The sequence below is a fragment of the Marvinbryantia formatexigens DSM 14469 genome (genome assembly GCF_025148285.1).
GTDB lineage: Bacteria > Bacillota > Clostridia > Lachnospirales > Lachnospiraceae > Marvinbryantia > Marvinbryantia formatexigens.
This window is the reverse complement of record NZ_CP102268.1, coordinates 3,940,758-3,956,580: the sequence shown is the minus strand read 5'-3', so window position 1 is coordinate 3,956,580 and position 15,823 is coordinate 3,940,758. Positions and strand designations below refer to the sequence as shown.

General features: G+C 48.2%; 15 protein-coding genes and 1 other annotated feature (1 of these 16 running past the window's edge). Of the genes, 1 reads left to right on the top strand and 14 read right to left on the bottom strand.

What is annotated here, in order from left to right:
* Position 1: 1 nt before the first annotated feature.
* The 10 genes from mobV to NQ534_RS18370 form a co-directional block, all read right to left on the bottom strand.
* Complete coding sequence (mobV, locus tag NQ534_RS18415; protein WP_006863442.1) at positions 2-967, bottom strand: MobV family relaxase; 966 nt, start codon at positions 965-967, stop codon at positions 2-4.
* A gap of 410 nt (positions 968-1,377) precedes the next feature.
* A complete protein-coding gene (locus tag NQ534_RS18410) occupies positions 1,378-2,373 on the bottom strand; it encodes an AAA family ATPase (RefSeq protein ID WP_006863443.1) in 996 nt (331 codons plus the stop codon).
* A 151-nt stretch (positions 2,374-2,524) separates the two neighbouring features.
* Positions 2,525-2,998: an RNA polymerase sigma factor gene (locus tag NQ534_RS18405; protein ID WP_006863444.1), complete on the bottom strand. Its 474-nt coding sequence runs from the start codon at positions 2,996-2,998 to the stop codon at positions 2,525-2,527.
* Between the two features lie 66 nt (positions 2,999-3,064).
* Entirely contained in the window at positions 3,065-3,508 is a 444-nt protein-coding gene (locus NQ534_RS18400) for a sigma factor-like helix-turn-helix DNA-binding protein (protein ID WP_040784601.1), read from the bottom strand.
* A gap of 440 nt (positions 3,509-3,948) precedes the next feature.
* Positions 3,949-4,782: a radical SAM protein gene (locus tag NQ534_RS18395; RefSeq protein ID WP_006863446.1), complete on the bottom strand. Its 834-nt coding sequence runs from the start codon at positions 4,780-4,782 to the stop codon at positions 3,949-3,951.
* Positions 4,783-5,457, bottom strand: coding sequence for a DUF5680 domain-containing protein (locus NQ534_RS18390; RefSeq protein ID WP_006863447.1), 675 nt, complete (start codon positions 5,455-5,457; stop codon positions 4,783-4,785).
* 120 nt (positions 5,458-5,577) lie between these two features.
* Positions 5,578-6,372, bottom strand: coding sequence for an SDR family NAD(P)-dependent oxidoreductase (locus NQ534_RS18385; protein WP_006863448.1), 795 nt, complete (start codon positions 6,370-6,372; stop codon positions 5,578-5,580).
* Positions 6,362-6,814 (bottom strand): MerR family transcriptional regulator, encoded by a 453-nt coding sequence (locus NQ534_RS18380; RefSeq protein ID WP_006863449.1) that lies wholly within the window; start codon positions 6,812-6,814, stop codon positions 6,362-6,364. The genes NQ534_RS18385 and NQ534_RS18380 overlap by 11 nt, the downstream gene beginning before the upstream one ends.
* 111 nt (positions 6,815-6,925) lie before the next feature.
* The gene (locus tag NQ534_RS18375) at positions 6,926-7,300 is read right to left on the bottom strand and encodes a TnpV protein (RefSeq protein ID WP_006863450.1); all 375 of its coding nucleotides are present in this window, start codon (positions 7,298-7,300) and stop codon (positions 6,926-6,928) included.
* Positions 7,301-7,352: 52 nt separating this feature from the next.
* Positions 7,353-8,789 (bottom strand): ABC transporter ATP-binding protein, encoded by a 1,437-nt coding sequence (locus NQ534_RS18370; RefSeq protein WP_006863451.1) that lies wholly within the window; start codon positions 8,787-8,789, stop codon positions 7,353-7,355.
* Between the two features lie 520 nt (positions 8,790-9,309).
* Between NQ534_RS18370 and NQ534_RS18365 the strand changes: the two genes are divergently transcribed.
* Entirely contained in the window at positions 9,310-9,876 is a 567-nt protein-coding gene (locus NQ534_RS18365; protein WP_157200752.1) for a TetR/AcrR family transcriptional regulator, read from the top strand.
* Between the two features lie 433 nt (positions 9,877-10,309).
* Here the strand turns inward: NQ534_RS18365 and queA are convergent, their stop codons facing one another.
* The 4 genes from queA to pheS all read right to left on the bottom strand — a co-directional run bounded on the left by queA (position 10,310) and on the right by pheS (position 15,564).
* On the bottom strand, positions 10,310-11,335 hold the full coding sequence (gene queA, locus NQ534_RS18360; RefSeq protein WP_006863453.1) for a tRNA preQ1(34) S-adenosylmethionine ribosyltransferase-isomerase QueA: 1,026 nt from the start codon (positions 11,333-11,335) through the stop codon (positions 10,310-10,312).
* A gap of 73 nt (positions 11,336-11,408) precedes the next feature.
* Positions 11,409-12,017, bottom strand: coding sequence for a histidine phosphatase family protein (locus tag NQ534_RS18355; protein ID WP_006863454.1), 609 nt, complete (start codon positions 12,015-12,017; stop codon positions 11,409-11,411).
* 17 nt (positions 12,018-12,034) lie between these two features.
* Entirely contained in the window at positions 12,035-14,452 is a 2,418-nt protein-coding gene (pheT, locus tag NQ534_RS18350; protein ID WP_006863455.1) for a phenylalanine--tRNA ligase subunit beta, read from the bottom strand.
* A gap of 92 nt (positions 14,453-14,544) precedes the next feature.
* Positions 14,545-15,564 (bottom strand): phenylalanine--tRNA ligase subunit alpha, encoded by a 1,020-nt coding sequence (pheS, locus tag NQ534_RS18345; protein WP_074679882.1) that lies wholly within the window; start codon positions 15,562-15,564, stop codon positions 14,545-14,547.
* Positions 15,565-15,767: 203 nt separating this feature from the next.
* Positions 15,768-15,823: a binding site (T-box leader), on the bottom strand (it continues 196 nt past the right edge of the window).

The following is a 15,823-nucleotide window of genomic DNA, read 5'->3' as shown; positions in this document are numbered from 1 at the left end:
CCTACCTTTCTTTTGGTCTGGTTTTGCCTGTTCGTTGTAATTCCTCTAATACTTCTGGTGGGATTTTAGATAGTAGCCGCCCCATCTGCTCATTGGTTCTCTGCAACTCAAATATCCTCTGGTTGGCTTTCTGTACCTTTAGTTCCTGTTCGTACTTTTCATCACGCATACGCCCTGCATAGTCGGATTCCTGCCCGATTCTCTCTTTCAAGCTGTCGATATACGCCTGCTGTTTGCCGATTTCCTTAGAGAATTTCTCCACGTCTGGAAGCCATGCCGCAATCAGTTCCAGAGCCTTATCACGCTTTTTCCCTGCGTTAAAGGCGTTGATGTCGGAGAGGGCAGACACGATTTCTTCATACTGTTTATCCAGCCTGCCGCCTAGTTTATAGAGCCATGTGGAGATATGCTTCCGCTTGGTTTCCATTGAAGATTGACCTCTTTCTAATTCGTTCCACCGTGAGGACATCCGCTCATGGTAAGCGGTCTGCCACTCAGATAAGGATTTCTGGTTGCCTAAGATGGCTTTTGCGGAGAGCTTGTTATCTGGAGTAAGCGGCACAAAGCATAGGTGCATATGGGGCGTCCTCTCGTCCATATGAACAACTGCGGAGAGAATATTTTTCTTCCCCACACGCTCCGAAATGAAGTCAAGAGCTGTCTGGAAATACGCTTTCTGTTCTTCGGGCGGTAACTGGTTCATAAATTCTGGCGAAGCTGTGATGAGCGTTTCCACCATCATCACGCTGTCTTTCCTTACCTTGCAGCCCGCTTCGGCTACCATTCGGTTTATCTCTTTCTTGTAGGTGTAACGGGGCGGATTCACAAGATGGTAGTTATCTTTGGAGCGTTGCATATCAATATCTGGGTTGCTTTTATAGGCTTCTTTCTTCCGCTCGTTGTGGCGTTCGCAAGCCGCAACGCCGCCTGCTTTTCGTTTCTGGAAACGCAGGATTGCATAGGGCATAGTTCATCTTCCTTTCTTTCGGCAGGTAATCTTCCAAAGGGTGACGGTTGGTGACGGTGGTGACGGTGTTTTTGGGATACCCCCACGGGAGCCGCCAACTGTCACCGCACATTCTTCCATCCGTAGCCGCAGGGCGCAGGATGGGCAGGGCTCAAGCCCTGCTTTTAGGGAGTCCAGAGGGAACGTCTGGCACACGACTTTGCGGAGCAAAGTGTAGTGTGTTACACCCTGTAAACGCAGTCGGAAAAATCGGTAGATTTTTCTGACCGCAGGAGTGGCTTTACGAGCCGAAAAAGGCGAGTAATGCCCACGCCTGCATGTTGTGTTTACGGGGTGTTCTCCCGAAGGGCAGAGCCGCCGACTTTACATACATTTGCTATGACGGTAACAATAGCAGGGGGTATCCCAAACTAACCGTCATCACCGTCACCACCGTCACCCGACTGCCTTGTGAGGGAAATCTCCCTGCATCCTTTCTTCCTGTGGTAGCCGTAACGGATGTTGTTTTCGCTTAGGAAACTGGCACGGTATTCGTTGAGCCGCTTCGTCATGATGTTGGGCGGCGTTCCCGTTTCCCCCATCTGTTCCAGAAGCTCCGTTGCCGTCCCAGTCCATCCCTCCCTGCCCTGCATGAAATCCACCAGCCGAAAAAGGACGTCTGGTATCGCTTCTTTTGCAAGCTGTTCCTGCTCCTTACGCTCCACCAGTTCCCAACTGCAATCATGGAAACGGAGCGTAAACTCCTGATAGGGCGTGTCCCTGCCCGTCACATACAGCTTGGCGGCATTGGACGCACGGCTTTCCTGTTCTAAAACAAAGGTTGCGTCCGCACTCCCCGTCAATCCCGTCGTTCCAGACACTTTGTTGAACACGTCGCTGTCATTCTGCTTTCGGATGTGGTGGACGACAATGACCGCCAGAGAGTGCCTGTCGGCAAAGTCTTTGATAAGGGAGATGTCCCCGTAATCGCTTGCATAGGCGTTGTCTTTGGAAGCGGTGCGGACTTTCTGCAAGGTGTCAATGACAATGAGTCTGCTGTCGGGATATTCTTTTAAATAATCCTCCAATTGCACGATAAGACCGTCTGACAGCTTGTCGCTTGCCACCGCAAAGTGAAGCCGCCCGCTCGCTTCATCCGTCAAATGGAACAGCCTGTCTTGTATGCGGCAGAACGTGTCCTCCAAACAGAGGTAAAGCACATCGCCCTCCTGTGTGGGCATATCCCATAAGGGGATTCCCTGCGACACGCAAAGGCAGAGTTTTAGCATGAGCCAGCTCTTGCCGATTTTCTGTGAGCCGCAGAACAAGGTTAAGCCCGTGGGGATCAGACCGTCCACCACAAAGGACGGCTTCTCAAGTGGTTCATAAAGGAGCGTGTCGGCGTTGACCGTCTGTAACTTCTGCATGGGATTCCTCCTTTCGGGCGGTGTCTTTGGTTTTGTTGCACATAGGCGTGACCTCCTTAAAATAGATTTACTCCCACGGAAAAAGTGAGAGTATGTAATTCCGCCATCCCCATGCCGATAAAAAGCGGATTTCTTTTTCGGGCGGTAATAATCACGGTTGGAGATACTTTCTCATTTCTGCCTTAACCTTTTCCCTTGCAACTGAAACGGATTTTTGAATTGCAGAAGCGGTGCAATGCTCCATCTCGGCGATTTGGTAAAAGTTGAAATCATACTCGTAATAGAGCAGGAAACGCCGCCTTTGTATCTCTGGCAGTTGGGCAACCGCTTTGTAAAACAATTCATTCCGTTCTTTTTCAATCATTCTTTCATCAAGCGTTTTAGGCACTCGCAACGCTCGTCTGTAAAGGGTTTCATCCCATACCTCGTTAAATTCCCTGTGCCGCTGATTCCATTGCTGAAGGTTTCTGTTTTTCCGCTCCATCTGCCGAAATTCAATGAATAACTGCTCGGACACTTCTAACTCGTGGTGTTCCCCCTGCCCGTCCTTAAAACTGATAAGATACCTTGTGCCGCTTTCGGTGGATTCCTCCCGAAGCGTGTATGTCTTTGCCCCGTATGCCATTTCCTTTCCTCCCGAAAAAAATTGAGTGAGAGGATTGCCCTCTCACCCAATAGCCCGTGGGGATGCTTAAATTTCCCCGAAAGGATAAAAAATAGGCTTTAATTTTTTACGGAGCCTTTCAAGGCGTTTGTAGACCGCCCTTTCGGTAAGCCCTGCCATTGCCGCAATCTCCCTTGTGGAATACCCCTGCATTTTCAGCAGGAGAATGAGCAGGGTATGCTTGTCCACTGTAAGCAGTGTCTGGTACAGTGTTTCGTTCTCAATCTCGTCCAGCAAGTCCGCAACGGTATTCGGTTCTGCCTGCTGTTCGGTGTCCGCCATTCCCTCAAGGTATTCCCCGAAGTCGCTCGTCCATCGGTAAAACCGCCTGTTAGAATTAAAGTCCGCTCTGTCTTCTATGCGGATTTGCTCAATGACCGCTTCATCAACGCCATGCTCACGCAATACTTTTTCTTCGGCTTCTTTCCAGATACGCCACTTTCTGTCCTCACGTCCGTGGTTATATGCCATCCTTATTTCCTCCAATCTGAATTTTTGAAAATGTAAAAATCCAGATTGGAAAGGCGGCGAACGACAACCCGCACTAGAAACAGCCATGCGGCATATTCCGATAAAAAACGACAAAAGAAAAACCGCAAAGGCTCTGTGACCTTTACGGTTATAAGTGATATAATTTCTGTTAAGTAGATATTCTACTTCTGATTTCATAGTGAGAAGTAGCGTGACATAGACGGAAACTTTTTTAACTGGCTTCCTGCTAATCCCCGATATGCTATGTATAGATAAACTCTGCATTGCATGAGCAGATAGGTTACTGCCCGAAAAAATGACATAAAAAAATCCCTCCAAACTTCAAAAACAAAGTTAGAGGGTAATTAAGGTACAGCAATACAGCCCATCGAACATCGTTTTTTTTATTCAATGGACGTATTTGCCTTCTTACAATTTATCTATTGATTATTTAATTTTTCCTTAACAAGTTTTTCATGGTAAAAGTAATTGACATAATTTAATCCCAGTTCATCACAATACGTGTTGAGCAAATCAGCCAACGTATTCCAATATGCACTGTCTTTATTTAAATAAATTGCTTCATATTTTTCTTTTAAGTCTGGATAGTGTGTATTGATATAAGAGAGGATACTGCTTTTGTATGCCCCTCTAAGATTCAGATTTTCAAACCAATATTCACATACATTCTCTTTCGTACTATCAATGATGTCTTTCCATTCTGTGATATACGGAAAAATAGGAGACATAAACAAAACCGTATGGATACCCACATTATGTAATTTCTCTATCGCATGAAGCCTGTCCTTTATGGAACTGCCTTTATCCATATCCGCCCTAAAATTGTCATCTAAAGTGTTGATTGAAAATGCCACTTTGAGATTGGACATCCTTTTCAATAATTCTATATCCCGTAAAATAAGCATTGATTTCGTTGAAATTGTAAGTTGGCAATCTGCATTCACAAGCTGTTCTAATATCTTTCTTGTGATGCCGTATTTCTCCTCATAAGAATTATAACAGTCTGTTACAGACGACATAAAAACAGATTTTCCCTTTAATCTCTTTAGGTTAATAGGTTTTTCACACTGCTTAATGTCTATAAATTTTCCCCATTCTTCCTTATGCCCTGTAAATCTTTTCATAAATCTTGCATAGCAGTATTTACAAGCATGAGTACAGACGACATAGGGATTTATCACATAATCACTTGCTGGCAAATTTGATTTCGTTAAATAGTCCTTCGTATTTATTTTTTGTTCTATAATATCCATCTATTGAATCACGCCTCCATGAAAATAACATTCATAAATTTTTTCATCCAAATAAAAAATATCTTCGTACCCTTGAAACCAAACAAATTCACCATCTACTTTACAATGATAATGGTAATCGCCTTTTGTATACATTTGTGGTCCCCGATAAGGGAATTTTTCCGTAACCTGCAACAAAACTTCTTTCAAAAAGCCATTGTTAAAATTATCCCCTATAATCCGACCAGTATAATTCATGCACCAAATAGGATTATCATAGTACCATACCGCTTCTTCACCAGTAAATTTTTCTCCACCTAAATATGTATCATAATATGTATACTCATTTTCTGCATAACAAAAATCACTGGATTTCATTCTGGAAGATTGTACTTTATTTTCATTGACTGGATAAGTATTCTTTTTTGCCGAAACCAAAAAGGAAACAACTTTATTGAGGTCAATATCCGCACTCTTGCATAATAAAATGTTGCACTCATCATCATCTTTCACTATTCTGTCAATGGTTACGCCATATAATTCGCTTAATAATATCAAGCCATTCAATTCTGGAATTGCCTGTCCGTTTTCCCATTTGCTTACAGTCTGCCTTGCTATCCCAATCTTATCTGCCAGTTGCTCTTGAGAATAACCATTCTTCTTCCTTAGCATTTGTAATTTTTCTTCTAAATTCATATATATCACCTCTAAAATAACATTATATATGTTTTTCTATGGAAAGCCACCACGGGAAGTAGGCAATTATGCCACCCTTAATATGCAAGAGTGAATTTTCTTCTGAATGTTGCCTTTCATTTATCCTACTTGACGTTGTTTTCCTAACATCATCTTACTAATATAATCAACGAATCTATTTGGTAGGATGTAAGATGACATAACGAGTATCTTATTGTAAATTCCTGCCACGACTATCGTTTTTCTTTTCATAACAGCTTTATAAGCTATATCAGCAACCCGTTCTGGCGACATAACAAACAATTTAAATAATAAAGTATCTTCCATGCCTGCTTTAGCTGCAAATTCTGTTTTTGTAGAACCTGGGCATAGAGTTGTGATTGTTACGCCAGTGCCTTTGAGTTCTGAACTAATTCCTTTTGACACAGATAAAATATATGATTTTGTTGCCGCATAAACAGCATCATAGGGACATGATATGTAAGAGCCTGTTGAACCAATATTTAAAATCTTTCCCTCTTTGTTATCTACCATTGAGGGCAGGAATAATTTCATCATATCTGTTACAAAAAACATATGTAAGTACATCATATCATGCTCTTTTTCCCTGCTTGTTTTAATAAAACTTCCAAACTCATTAAAACCCGCATTATTAACAAGCACATCAATTTTCAAATCCAATTCCTGTACTCTACGGAATACATATTCAGCGGCTTCTGGCTTTTCTAGTCCATAAACAATGAAAACTGATTTTATGCGGAAAGTCTGCGACAGATGATTTGATAATTCTTTCAATTTATCCTTATTTTTTGCTACCAAAATCAAGTTGTAACCTTGCTGTGCAAATTTGACAGACAGAGCCTTTCCTATTCCGCTTGTACAGCCTGTTATCAAAGCTATTTTATTATTTTTCATATGCAATCCCTCCGAGAAGTTCTTTGAAATGTTCCCATTCCATGAGATAATCCATACACTTTTGAGATTCAGTATTTTTATCATTTAAAACTTCGTCATAAAATTCAATCTTCTTTTTTATCAGCACTAATAAATCTTGGTATGCCTTTATCTTCCCTATAATAAAAGCTTCATGCTCAACTAAAATATTTTTTCGCTCTGGTATGGAGTTTTCCCCACCATGTTTAAGTAGAGAAATATATTGTTTTATTTTGCACATCGGCATATCGGTATCCCGTAAACAACGGATTAAAAATATCCATTCAATATCCGATTCAGAATAAATCCGTCTATTCATTTCATCCCGTTCAATTTGGGGTAACAGACCTTCCCTCTCATAATAAAATAATGTGTCTTTCGTAATCCCTAGTTTTTGCGCTACCTCATTTGTTGTATAGTTCATATGGACACCTCCTCAAATAAAAATAAACTATGGTGTACGCTCCATGTCAATATATAAGTACAAATTTATCTTTTGGAAATTTAGAAAGGCGGCATTTCAGCCGCCAACCTATTATGTATAAATGATTTCCTCGTTTACAATCTCCCTCGCACACGCCCTTATGTTATTCATTCTTCCTAGCCATTCTAAAGCATTTTCTTCCTTTAAGCGTTCCGTTATGCCCTGTGCCTGTTTCATGCCCTCTATGAGCCTTTCAAAGCGTTCCTGTGCCTGCTTGTCGATGTCGGCAAGATAAGCGTTGAGTTTGCCGCTTGTGAGAAGATTGGTGTATGTAACCTTACGGTACTGTTTCAGATAGTCCAAGTGCCGCTGTCCCCATGTGCCTATCGGCTGTTCTTCTTCGGAGGGTACGGTTAAACACGGTATTAAATAATCGCCTTGCCGCTCGTATCTGCCGCCCAGTTCCTCAAATAATGATTTTGCCATTGTCTAGTTACCTCCACATTCTTTTTTATTTTGAATGTCCGCAAAATCCGTCCTACATCTGATAGCCTCTTGGAAGCCGCATAATCACATCATGGATGCCGGCGTTTTCTGCCGCCTCCCGCACCTGTTCCATCGTTGCGCTCCGGTCGCCCATGCGGATGTTATTCTCCACCGTATCATGAAACAGGAAATTCTCCTGAAAGACGTAGGAAACGATGTGCGTCAGCTGTTCCTGGGGAATGTCCCGGATATCCACGCCGCCGATCCGGATGCAGCCCTCTCCCGTTTCATAAAACCGCAGCAGAAGCCGTGCCAGTGTGGATTTTCCGCCTCCGGAGGGACCGACCAGTCCGGTCACGCTTCCCTGCCGCATGGTAAAGGACACATGGTCGACCGCTTTCACGCCGTCCACATAGGAAAAGGATACATCCTCGAAGGATACGCTGTATTCCTGCGGCGCCGCCCCTGTGCCTTCGCTGATTTCCTCCGCAAGAAGAATCCCGTCCATCCGGCTGACGCCCTCAATGATTTTTCCCGAAACAATTACCATCTGCATCATGTTTTCAATCGGCTCCTTCAGACCGCTGCCCACCAGGAAAAACAGAAAGACCACCGGCAGAAAGCCCGCGTAATCCTCCGCCCGCAGCAGAAGCAGCACGCCCGCCGGAAGCAGGAAAAGGAGCTGCGCCCCGAAAAAGGCGTAGTAAGCCGCCATCGGCCACGCATTTGCTTTCGCCGTTTTTTTCACCGCATTGACAAATCGCGTGATATCTCCCTCATACCGGCGGAAGGCGCTCAGGCTGCGGTTGAAAATTTTAATCACCGCCATTCCGTGTATGTATTCCACAATCGTTCCCTGCATGGCTTCCTGCGCATCGTGCATCTCTGTCTGCAGCGCCGCCTTATCCGGCCGCGCCAGGCAGATGCCGAGCAGCAGAAAGGAAATCAGTATCGGCAGCAGCACAACAAGCGCCAGACGCCAGTCCATGCAAAAAAGATACAGCAGCGTAAATACCGGCGTCGCGACTGCCGCCGCGATATCGCAGAGGTGATGCGCGATAAAAACCTCTATCTGCTCCGTATCGTCCGACATAATCTTTTTAATACTGCCCTGGGTAGTCGCCGTAAAATAGCCGGACGGCAGCTTCGCCAGCTTGTCCATCAGCCTGATGCGCAGCTCATAAATCACATCGTAGGCGGCGGTGTGCGCCAGCGCCGAGGAAATATATGCGCAGATCCCGTACACCAGTGCAGACGCCAGCGTAATCCCGGCAGGCACCCCGATTTGCGCCCGCGATATCGCAGACAAATCAAAGCGCGACATGATTAATATGGAAATCACACTGTAAATCGTAAAAAACGGCACCATACGCGCCGCTGACGACAGTACCGACAGACTGCACGCCACAATCAGCTTCCGTCTCTTCTGCCCCGCCAGCTCCATCAGTCTGGCAAATCCGGTCTTTCTCTGCGCACTGTCTTTTTTCATACTGCTCCCTCCTTTTGTTAGTTTTAACTAACCTGCATTCAAATCAAAGACCCCGTTGCTTGCAGCGGGGTCTTTGACCCTCGCGGCAGGTCTGCGTTTCACTTCGGTCGGTGCTAAACGTGTGCCCCCGGCACACAGCACCGCCAAATGCTCGTGCAAGCACGGCACTTGGCTCATTGCTCGCGGGAATAAAATACCCGTTCTCCGGGTCATATCGCATCTGACGTCCTGTCAGCTACTGCGAACGGAATAAGCGGTAACTCCTGTTATCTGATTCGCAGCCTCTAAAAATGTCGCACTTGTGACATCCCTGTATCTATGATATAATGACGGCAGACATTTGTCAATGCCCGGCGAAAAGTGCTACATTTCTGCGTTTTTGTGACATTACAGTTCAGACATGCAGAAAAATAGGAAGTATTTCCATTTTTACAGATGTGCAAAGCGGCTTTCCGTTCTTTGCAGGGAACCGGACAGAAGTATCCTGAAAAGTGAGTTTAAGAAAAGGGAGCTTATCATCATGAAAGATACGACAGATAAAACTATAAACCGGGCGCAGAAATGCTTTATTGACGCGCTGCTCGCCCTGATGGTGGAAAAGCCCTACGGGGAGATTACCGTCTCCGCGCTTTCAGAGCGGGCGCAGTATGACCGGCGCACCTTCTACCGGTATTTTAAATCCAGGGACGATATCCTCTGCCTGTATTACGCGGGGCTGCTGCATGAAATGGCGGAGCTGACCAGCCAGAAGGGCGCGCTCACGCCCCGCTCCTTCTGTCTGGCTTATTTTGAATTCTGGCAGAAGCATACGGATTTTCTTACACTGCTGGATAAGCACCGCCTTCTTCATTTTCTCGGAGAGCGGCAGGAGCTGATGATTTATCACCATGTCGGGCACCGGGTGCAGGATAATCTCCCGGACACCCTCTCGGAAACTGTGGAATTTGGTCAGTACGCCTTTTATTTCACGCAGGGCGGTCTGTGGTCCGCTCTCATTTACTGGGTACACACCGGAATGAAGCAGAGCCCGGCTGTCCTGACAGAGCATATCCTGGATACCTTTTCGGAAATGGCGAAGCTAATCTGAACATGTTACCGTTTATGCACAGGAAAAATGGACAGGCAGACTGTTTAGTAATGGATAAGCTTTTCAAAAGAAAAGGTTGACTTCCCTGCCAGAATGGCATATAATGAAAACAGCTAAGAAATGCGATTACAAATTTCATGAGCAATCGAAAAACCCAGGGGCTGCTTCCCCTGGGTTTTTCTATGCCGTTTATGTAAGGTGGCTTACACCTTTAGACTGTGCTGCCTATTCGTCCCCGTCCAGCCATTTGCAGATATAGTAGCTGACTACACCTGCTGCGACCGAGACAAGAAATGCGATTACGTCTATCATAAGCAATCACCTCCCTTCTGCTGGAGGTTCGGCAGCACATTCATCATAACATATATTTTACATCTTTTCTACTATTTTTTGATACATTTTGTTTATAATTATCTCAAAAACATTTCTTTGTTCACTTAATCAGCATAGCATCGCCAAAACTGAAGAATCTGTACCGCTCCTTCACTGCCTCCGCATATGCCTTCTCGATGTTTTCTTTTCCGGCAAGCGCCGATACCAGCATCAAGAGGGTGGATTCCGGCAGATGGAAATTGGTGATCAGTTCATCCAGAATTTTAAAGCGGTAACCCGGATAAATGAAAATGTCCGTCCAGCCGCTGCCCGCATGAAGAATACCGTTTTCATCCGCTGCAGATTCAATGGTCCGGCAGCTTGTCGTTCCCACGCAGATGATTTTTCCACCGTTCGCTTTTGTACGGTTGATCAATTCTGCCTGCTCCTCTTCCACCATATAAAACTCGGAGTGCATATGATGCTGCGTAACTTCCTCCACCTTCACCGGACGGAAGGTGCCAAGCCCCACATGCAGCGTCACATGCGCGATATTGACGCCCTTATCGCGTATCTCCTGCAGAAGCTCCGGTGTAAAATGCAGTCCGGCTGTCGGAGCCGCCGCAGAGCCGTCGTGCTTCGCATAGACTGTCTGATAACGGTTTTTATCCTTTAACTGGTGGGTGATGTACGGCGGCAGCGGCATCTGTCCGAGCCGGTCGAGGATTTCTTCGAAAATACCCTCATACGTAAAACGAATCAGCCGGTTTCCATCCTCAGCGACCTCCAGCACCTCTCCCATGAGAATTCCATCGCCAAACGAAATCTGCGTGCCCGGCTTCGCCTTTTTACCCGGCTTTACCAGCGTCTCCCAGACGTCTCCCTCGCGCCGCTTCAGCAGCAGGATCTCAATCTTCGCGTCCGTTCCCACCTTACTGCCAAACAGACGCGCCGGAATCACCTTTGTATCGTTGATTACCAGGCAGTCGCCCGGATTCAGATAATGTACGATTTCCTTAAAAATATGATGCTCCATCTGCCCGGTTCTGCGATCAAGCACCAGAAGCCGTGAGGAGGAACGATCCTCCAGCGGGTCCTGCGCGATCAGCTCCTGCGGCAGATCAAAATAAAAATCAGATGTTTTCATATAATAAAAACTCCTATCCGTCAGAATCCCAGAAAACGGCACGCTTCCGCCTGCCGTTTTCTTCTCTGTATTTTCAGTAGTAAATCAGTTTCTCTTTAAGCAGCGCCAGCGTACCGTCCTCTTTGCGCTCCACAATCGCCACTCCGCAGTTGGGCGCAACGCCGCTTCCCCAGAAATCATCTGTATCGCAGGTGCGCAGACTGTTCAGCAGCCCCCGCGACGCCGCGCCGTGCGTGGAAACCAGAATGGTCTTCTCTGCCAGCTCCGGTCGGCTGCAGACATCCCGCATAAAATCCGCAGTCCGCTCTGCAAGCTGCCTGAGTGTCTCGCCGCCCTCCGCGGGCACATAGCGCTCCGGGTGATTGAAGAAATTGGAAATGCGTTCGCCGCCCTCCGCCGAATCCTCCTCTGTCCAGTGCATACCCTCGCAGACACCGAAGCTGATTTCTATCAGCCGCTCATCTGCTATCAGCGGAACATCCCTGCCCGCCAGCACAAGCTGCGCCGTCTCCCTGGCACGCTGCAGCGGACTGGTAAACGCCAGGTCAAACGGAATATCCTTCATTCCCGCCGCCGTCGCCCGCGCGAGCGCACGTCCATTTTCATTTAACGGAATATCGCTTCTGCCCTGCAGGCGGCGTTCCCGGTTCCAGGACGTCTCCCCGTGGCGTATAATATACATTTTCACAGACTATCACCTTACTGTCTCAGCACGATACCCATTGATTCCAGACCGTGCAGAATCTTCTTCATTGCCGCCGCGACGTCCGCTTCCTCCAGCGTCTTATCTTTTGCCCGGAACACAATAGAGTAAGCCATCGACTTATAGCCCTCCTCGATCTGGGCGCCCTCGTAGATATCGAACAGACGGTAGCTCTCCAGATACTTTCCGCCGCGCTGTGCAATCATCGCCTCAATGTCGCCCGCCAGCACGCTCTTCGGAACAACCATACTGATATCGCGGGTAACTGCCGGGAATCTGGCAATACCCTCAAACTTGCGGTCGAAGGTAGCAAATTTCTCCACCGCCGGCATATCAAGCACCGCGATATAAGCGCGCTCGCCGATTCCGTAATTATCTGCAGCCGCCGGGTGCAGCTCGCCGATGTAGCCGAGCAGTTCTCCTTTATAGATAATATCTGCCTGGCGTCCCGGATGCAGGTAGGGTCTGCCGGATTTCGGGTCATACGTAACCGTATCGCGCAGTCCCGTTTTCTCAAAGAGCTCCTCCACGACGCCCTTCATCGTATAGAAATCGCCATCCCCGTACATGCCAAGCGTAAGCTGCATCCGCTCCTTAGGAAGCTCTGTCAGCGGAAGCTGCTTCGGCAGATAGATATTGCCCAGCTCATAGAGACGCACATTTTTATTTCTGTGATTGTAGTTGAACGCCAGCGAGGTCAGCATACCGTTCAGCGGCAGCGTGCGCATAATGCTGAAATCCTCACCCAGCGGGTTGGAAATCGGCACCGCCTGGCGCAGCTTATCATCCGCCGGAAGCAGCAGCTTATCGAACACCTTCGGGCTCTCGAAGGAATAGCAGTATCCCTGGGAGAATCCGCAGTATTCCGCGATATCGCGCGCTACCTGCTCCACGCGCAGATAGAACGGCAGCTTTCCGGTGGTCGCCTCTCCCTTCGGCAGGGTGACCGGTATATTGTCGTATCCGTAAAATCTTGCCACTTCCTCCGCAAGGTCCGCCGTGCGCAGCACATCCTGACGCCAGCTCGGCACAACGACTTCCTTTGCCGCCTCATCGTATTCCAGATCAACGCGCTTAAAATAGCCCAGCATTTCCTCTGCGGAAATATCGGTTCCCAGAAGCGCATTTATCTTCTCCGGCTCAAACGGAACCCGCACGGAGCCTCTCTTTTCCGGGTACACGTCCACCATACCGCCAACTACCTCACCGGCTCCCAGCTCTTCCATAAGCTGGCAGGCGCGGTCGATTGCCGCCTGGGCATTGTTCGGGTCCAGCCCCTTCTCAAATTTTCCGGACGCATCGGTGCGCAGACCGATTTTCTTTGCGGAAAGACGGATATTGGTGCCGTCGAAGCAGGCTGCCTCAAACATCATCGTTTTTACGTCGTCCGTAATCATGGAGTTTTCTCCGCCCATGATACCGGCGATGCCGACCGCCTTCTCGCCGTCGCAGATCATCAGCACAGAATCGTCCATCGTGCGCTCCTGCCCGTCCAGCGTTACAAACTTTTCCCCTTTTTCCGCGCGGCGCACCACGATTTCATGTCCCGCAAGCGTGTCATAATCGTAAGCGTGCATCGGCTGCCCGTATTCCTCCATCACATAGTTTGTGATGTCGACCACGTTGTTGATCGGGCGGATACCGTTCACCGCCAGACGGCGCTGCAGCCAGAGCGGTGACGGGGCGATTTTGATATTTTTCACTACTCTTGCGCAGTAGCGCGGGCACAGATCCGTGTCTTTCACCGTTACCTTCACGTAATCGTTTGCGTCCTCATTGTTTCCGGTCGCCTTTACCACCGGCGGCACAAACGGTTTGTTAAATGTTGCCGCCGCCTCGCGCGCGATACCGAGCACGCTGTAGCAGTCCACACGGTTTGAGGTAATCTCATATTCGAAAATCACGTCGTCCAGGCCGAGCGCCTTCACCGCGCTCTCCCCGACCTTTGCGTCCTCCGGAAAGATATAAATGCCGTACTCCGGCGCATCCGGATACATTTCCCTGGTAGAACCAAGCTCTTCAATGGAGCACATCATGCCGCAGGATTCCACACCGCGCAGCTTTCCCTTCTTTATCGCAATGCCGCCTTCCGTCATTTTTCCGTCGTGATTGCCGGCAACACGGCCGCCGTCCAGAACGACCGGAACCTTATCGCCTTCCTTTACATTCGGGGCGCCGGTGACAATCTGCACCGTCTCCGTCCCGACATCCACCTGGCAGACGATAAGCTTATCCGCATCCGGATGCTTTTCTATAGAGAGAATCTGTCCGATGACAATCTTCTCCAGATCCCGGTCGAGCTTTTCAAATCCCTCCACCTTCGTGCCGGACAGTGTCATTGCGTCTGTGTATTCCTGGGCTGTGCATTCCAGCTCCGGAACATATGCCTTAATCCATGATAATGAAGTATTCATAACTGATATCCTTTCTGTTTTCCCATCTTTCAGCCCTTCACCGTAACACCTTCAGAACCTGCCGCCGGCAGCTCCCTTCGGATGCATGGTAACTAAAACTGCTTTAAGAAGCGAATGTCATTTTCGTATAACAGACGCATGTCGTCAATTTCGTATTTCAGCAGTGCGATACGCTCCAGACCGACGCCGAACGCAAAACCGGTATATTCCTCCGGGTCGATATCGCACATTTCCAGTACATGCGGATGAACCATGCCGCAGCCGAGGATTTCAATCCAGCCGGAACCCTTGCAGAAACGGCAGCCCTTTCCGCCGCACTTAAAGCAGCTTACATCCACCTCGGCGCTCGGCTCTGTGAACGGGAAGTGATGCGGACGGAATTTCGTCTTTGTCTCCGGTCCGAACAGCTCTCTGGCAAATTCCTCCAGCGTACCCTTCAGATCGGCAAAGGTGATATTTTTGTCAACGACAAGCCCCTCAATCTGATGGAAGGACGGCGAATGCGTCGCGTCCACCTCGTCGGAGCGGAACACGCGTCCCGGAGAAATCATGCGGATGGGCAGATTTCCCTGCTCCATGCGGCGCGCCTGCACCGGGGAGGTCTGTGTGCGCAGTACAATGTCTTTATTGATGTAAAAAGTATCCTGTTCATCCTTTGCCGGATGATTTGCCGGAATGTTCAGCTTTTCAAAGTTGTAAAGGTCGTATTCCACCTCCGGACCCTCGATTACCTCATAGCCCATGCCGATGAAGATGCGCTCCACTTCCTCCAGGGCAATCGTGTTCGGATGACGGTGCCCGACGTTGTTTTTCTTCGCCGGGAGTGTGACGTCGATTACCTCCGCTTTAAGCTGCGCCTCTCTTGCGGCCGCCTCCAGCTTCTGCTTTGTTTCCTCCAGAACGTTCTCGATAGCGGCTCTTGTCTCATTGACCATCTGACCGACCATCGGACGCTCCTCCGGAGCAACGTCCTTCATGCTTTTTAAAACAGCCGTCAGCTCTCCTTTCTTGCCAAGAAACGCCACACGCACATCGTTCAGCTTGTCCAGCGCGTCAGACTGCCGGATTTGTTTCATGGCTTCTTCTCTGATAGCCTGCAATTTTTCTTTCATAATCTTCTCCTTCCATCTGGTTGTAAGCGGTATCTTCCAAGCCGTGCCCCTCGGAAATGCTCCGCATTTCCCCGGTCGCGGGCTTTCGCCCTATGAAGACAAAAGCTCATGTCTCTGCATGTATGCCAGCATACGCGAAAGCCCCGCGCTTTTGTCTTCGCACGGCTTGTTGCTTTCGCGCAAAAAACTAAAGCTCCGTCCCGCATAGGGACGAAGCTTATAATCCGTGGTACCACCCTGTTTCCTGCCGCCGGCAGGC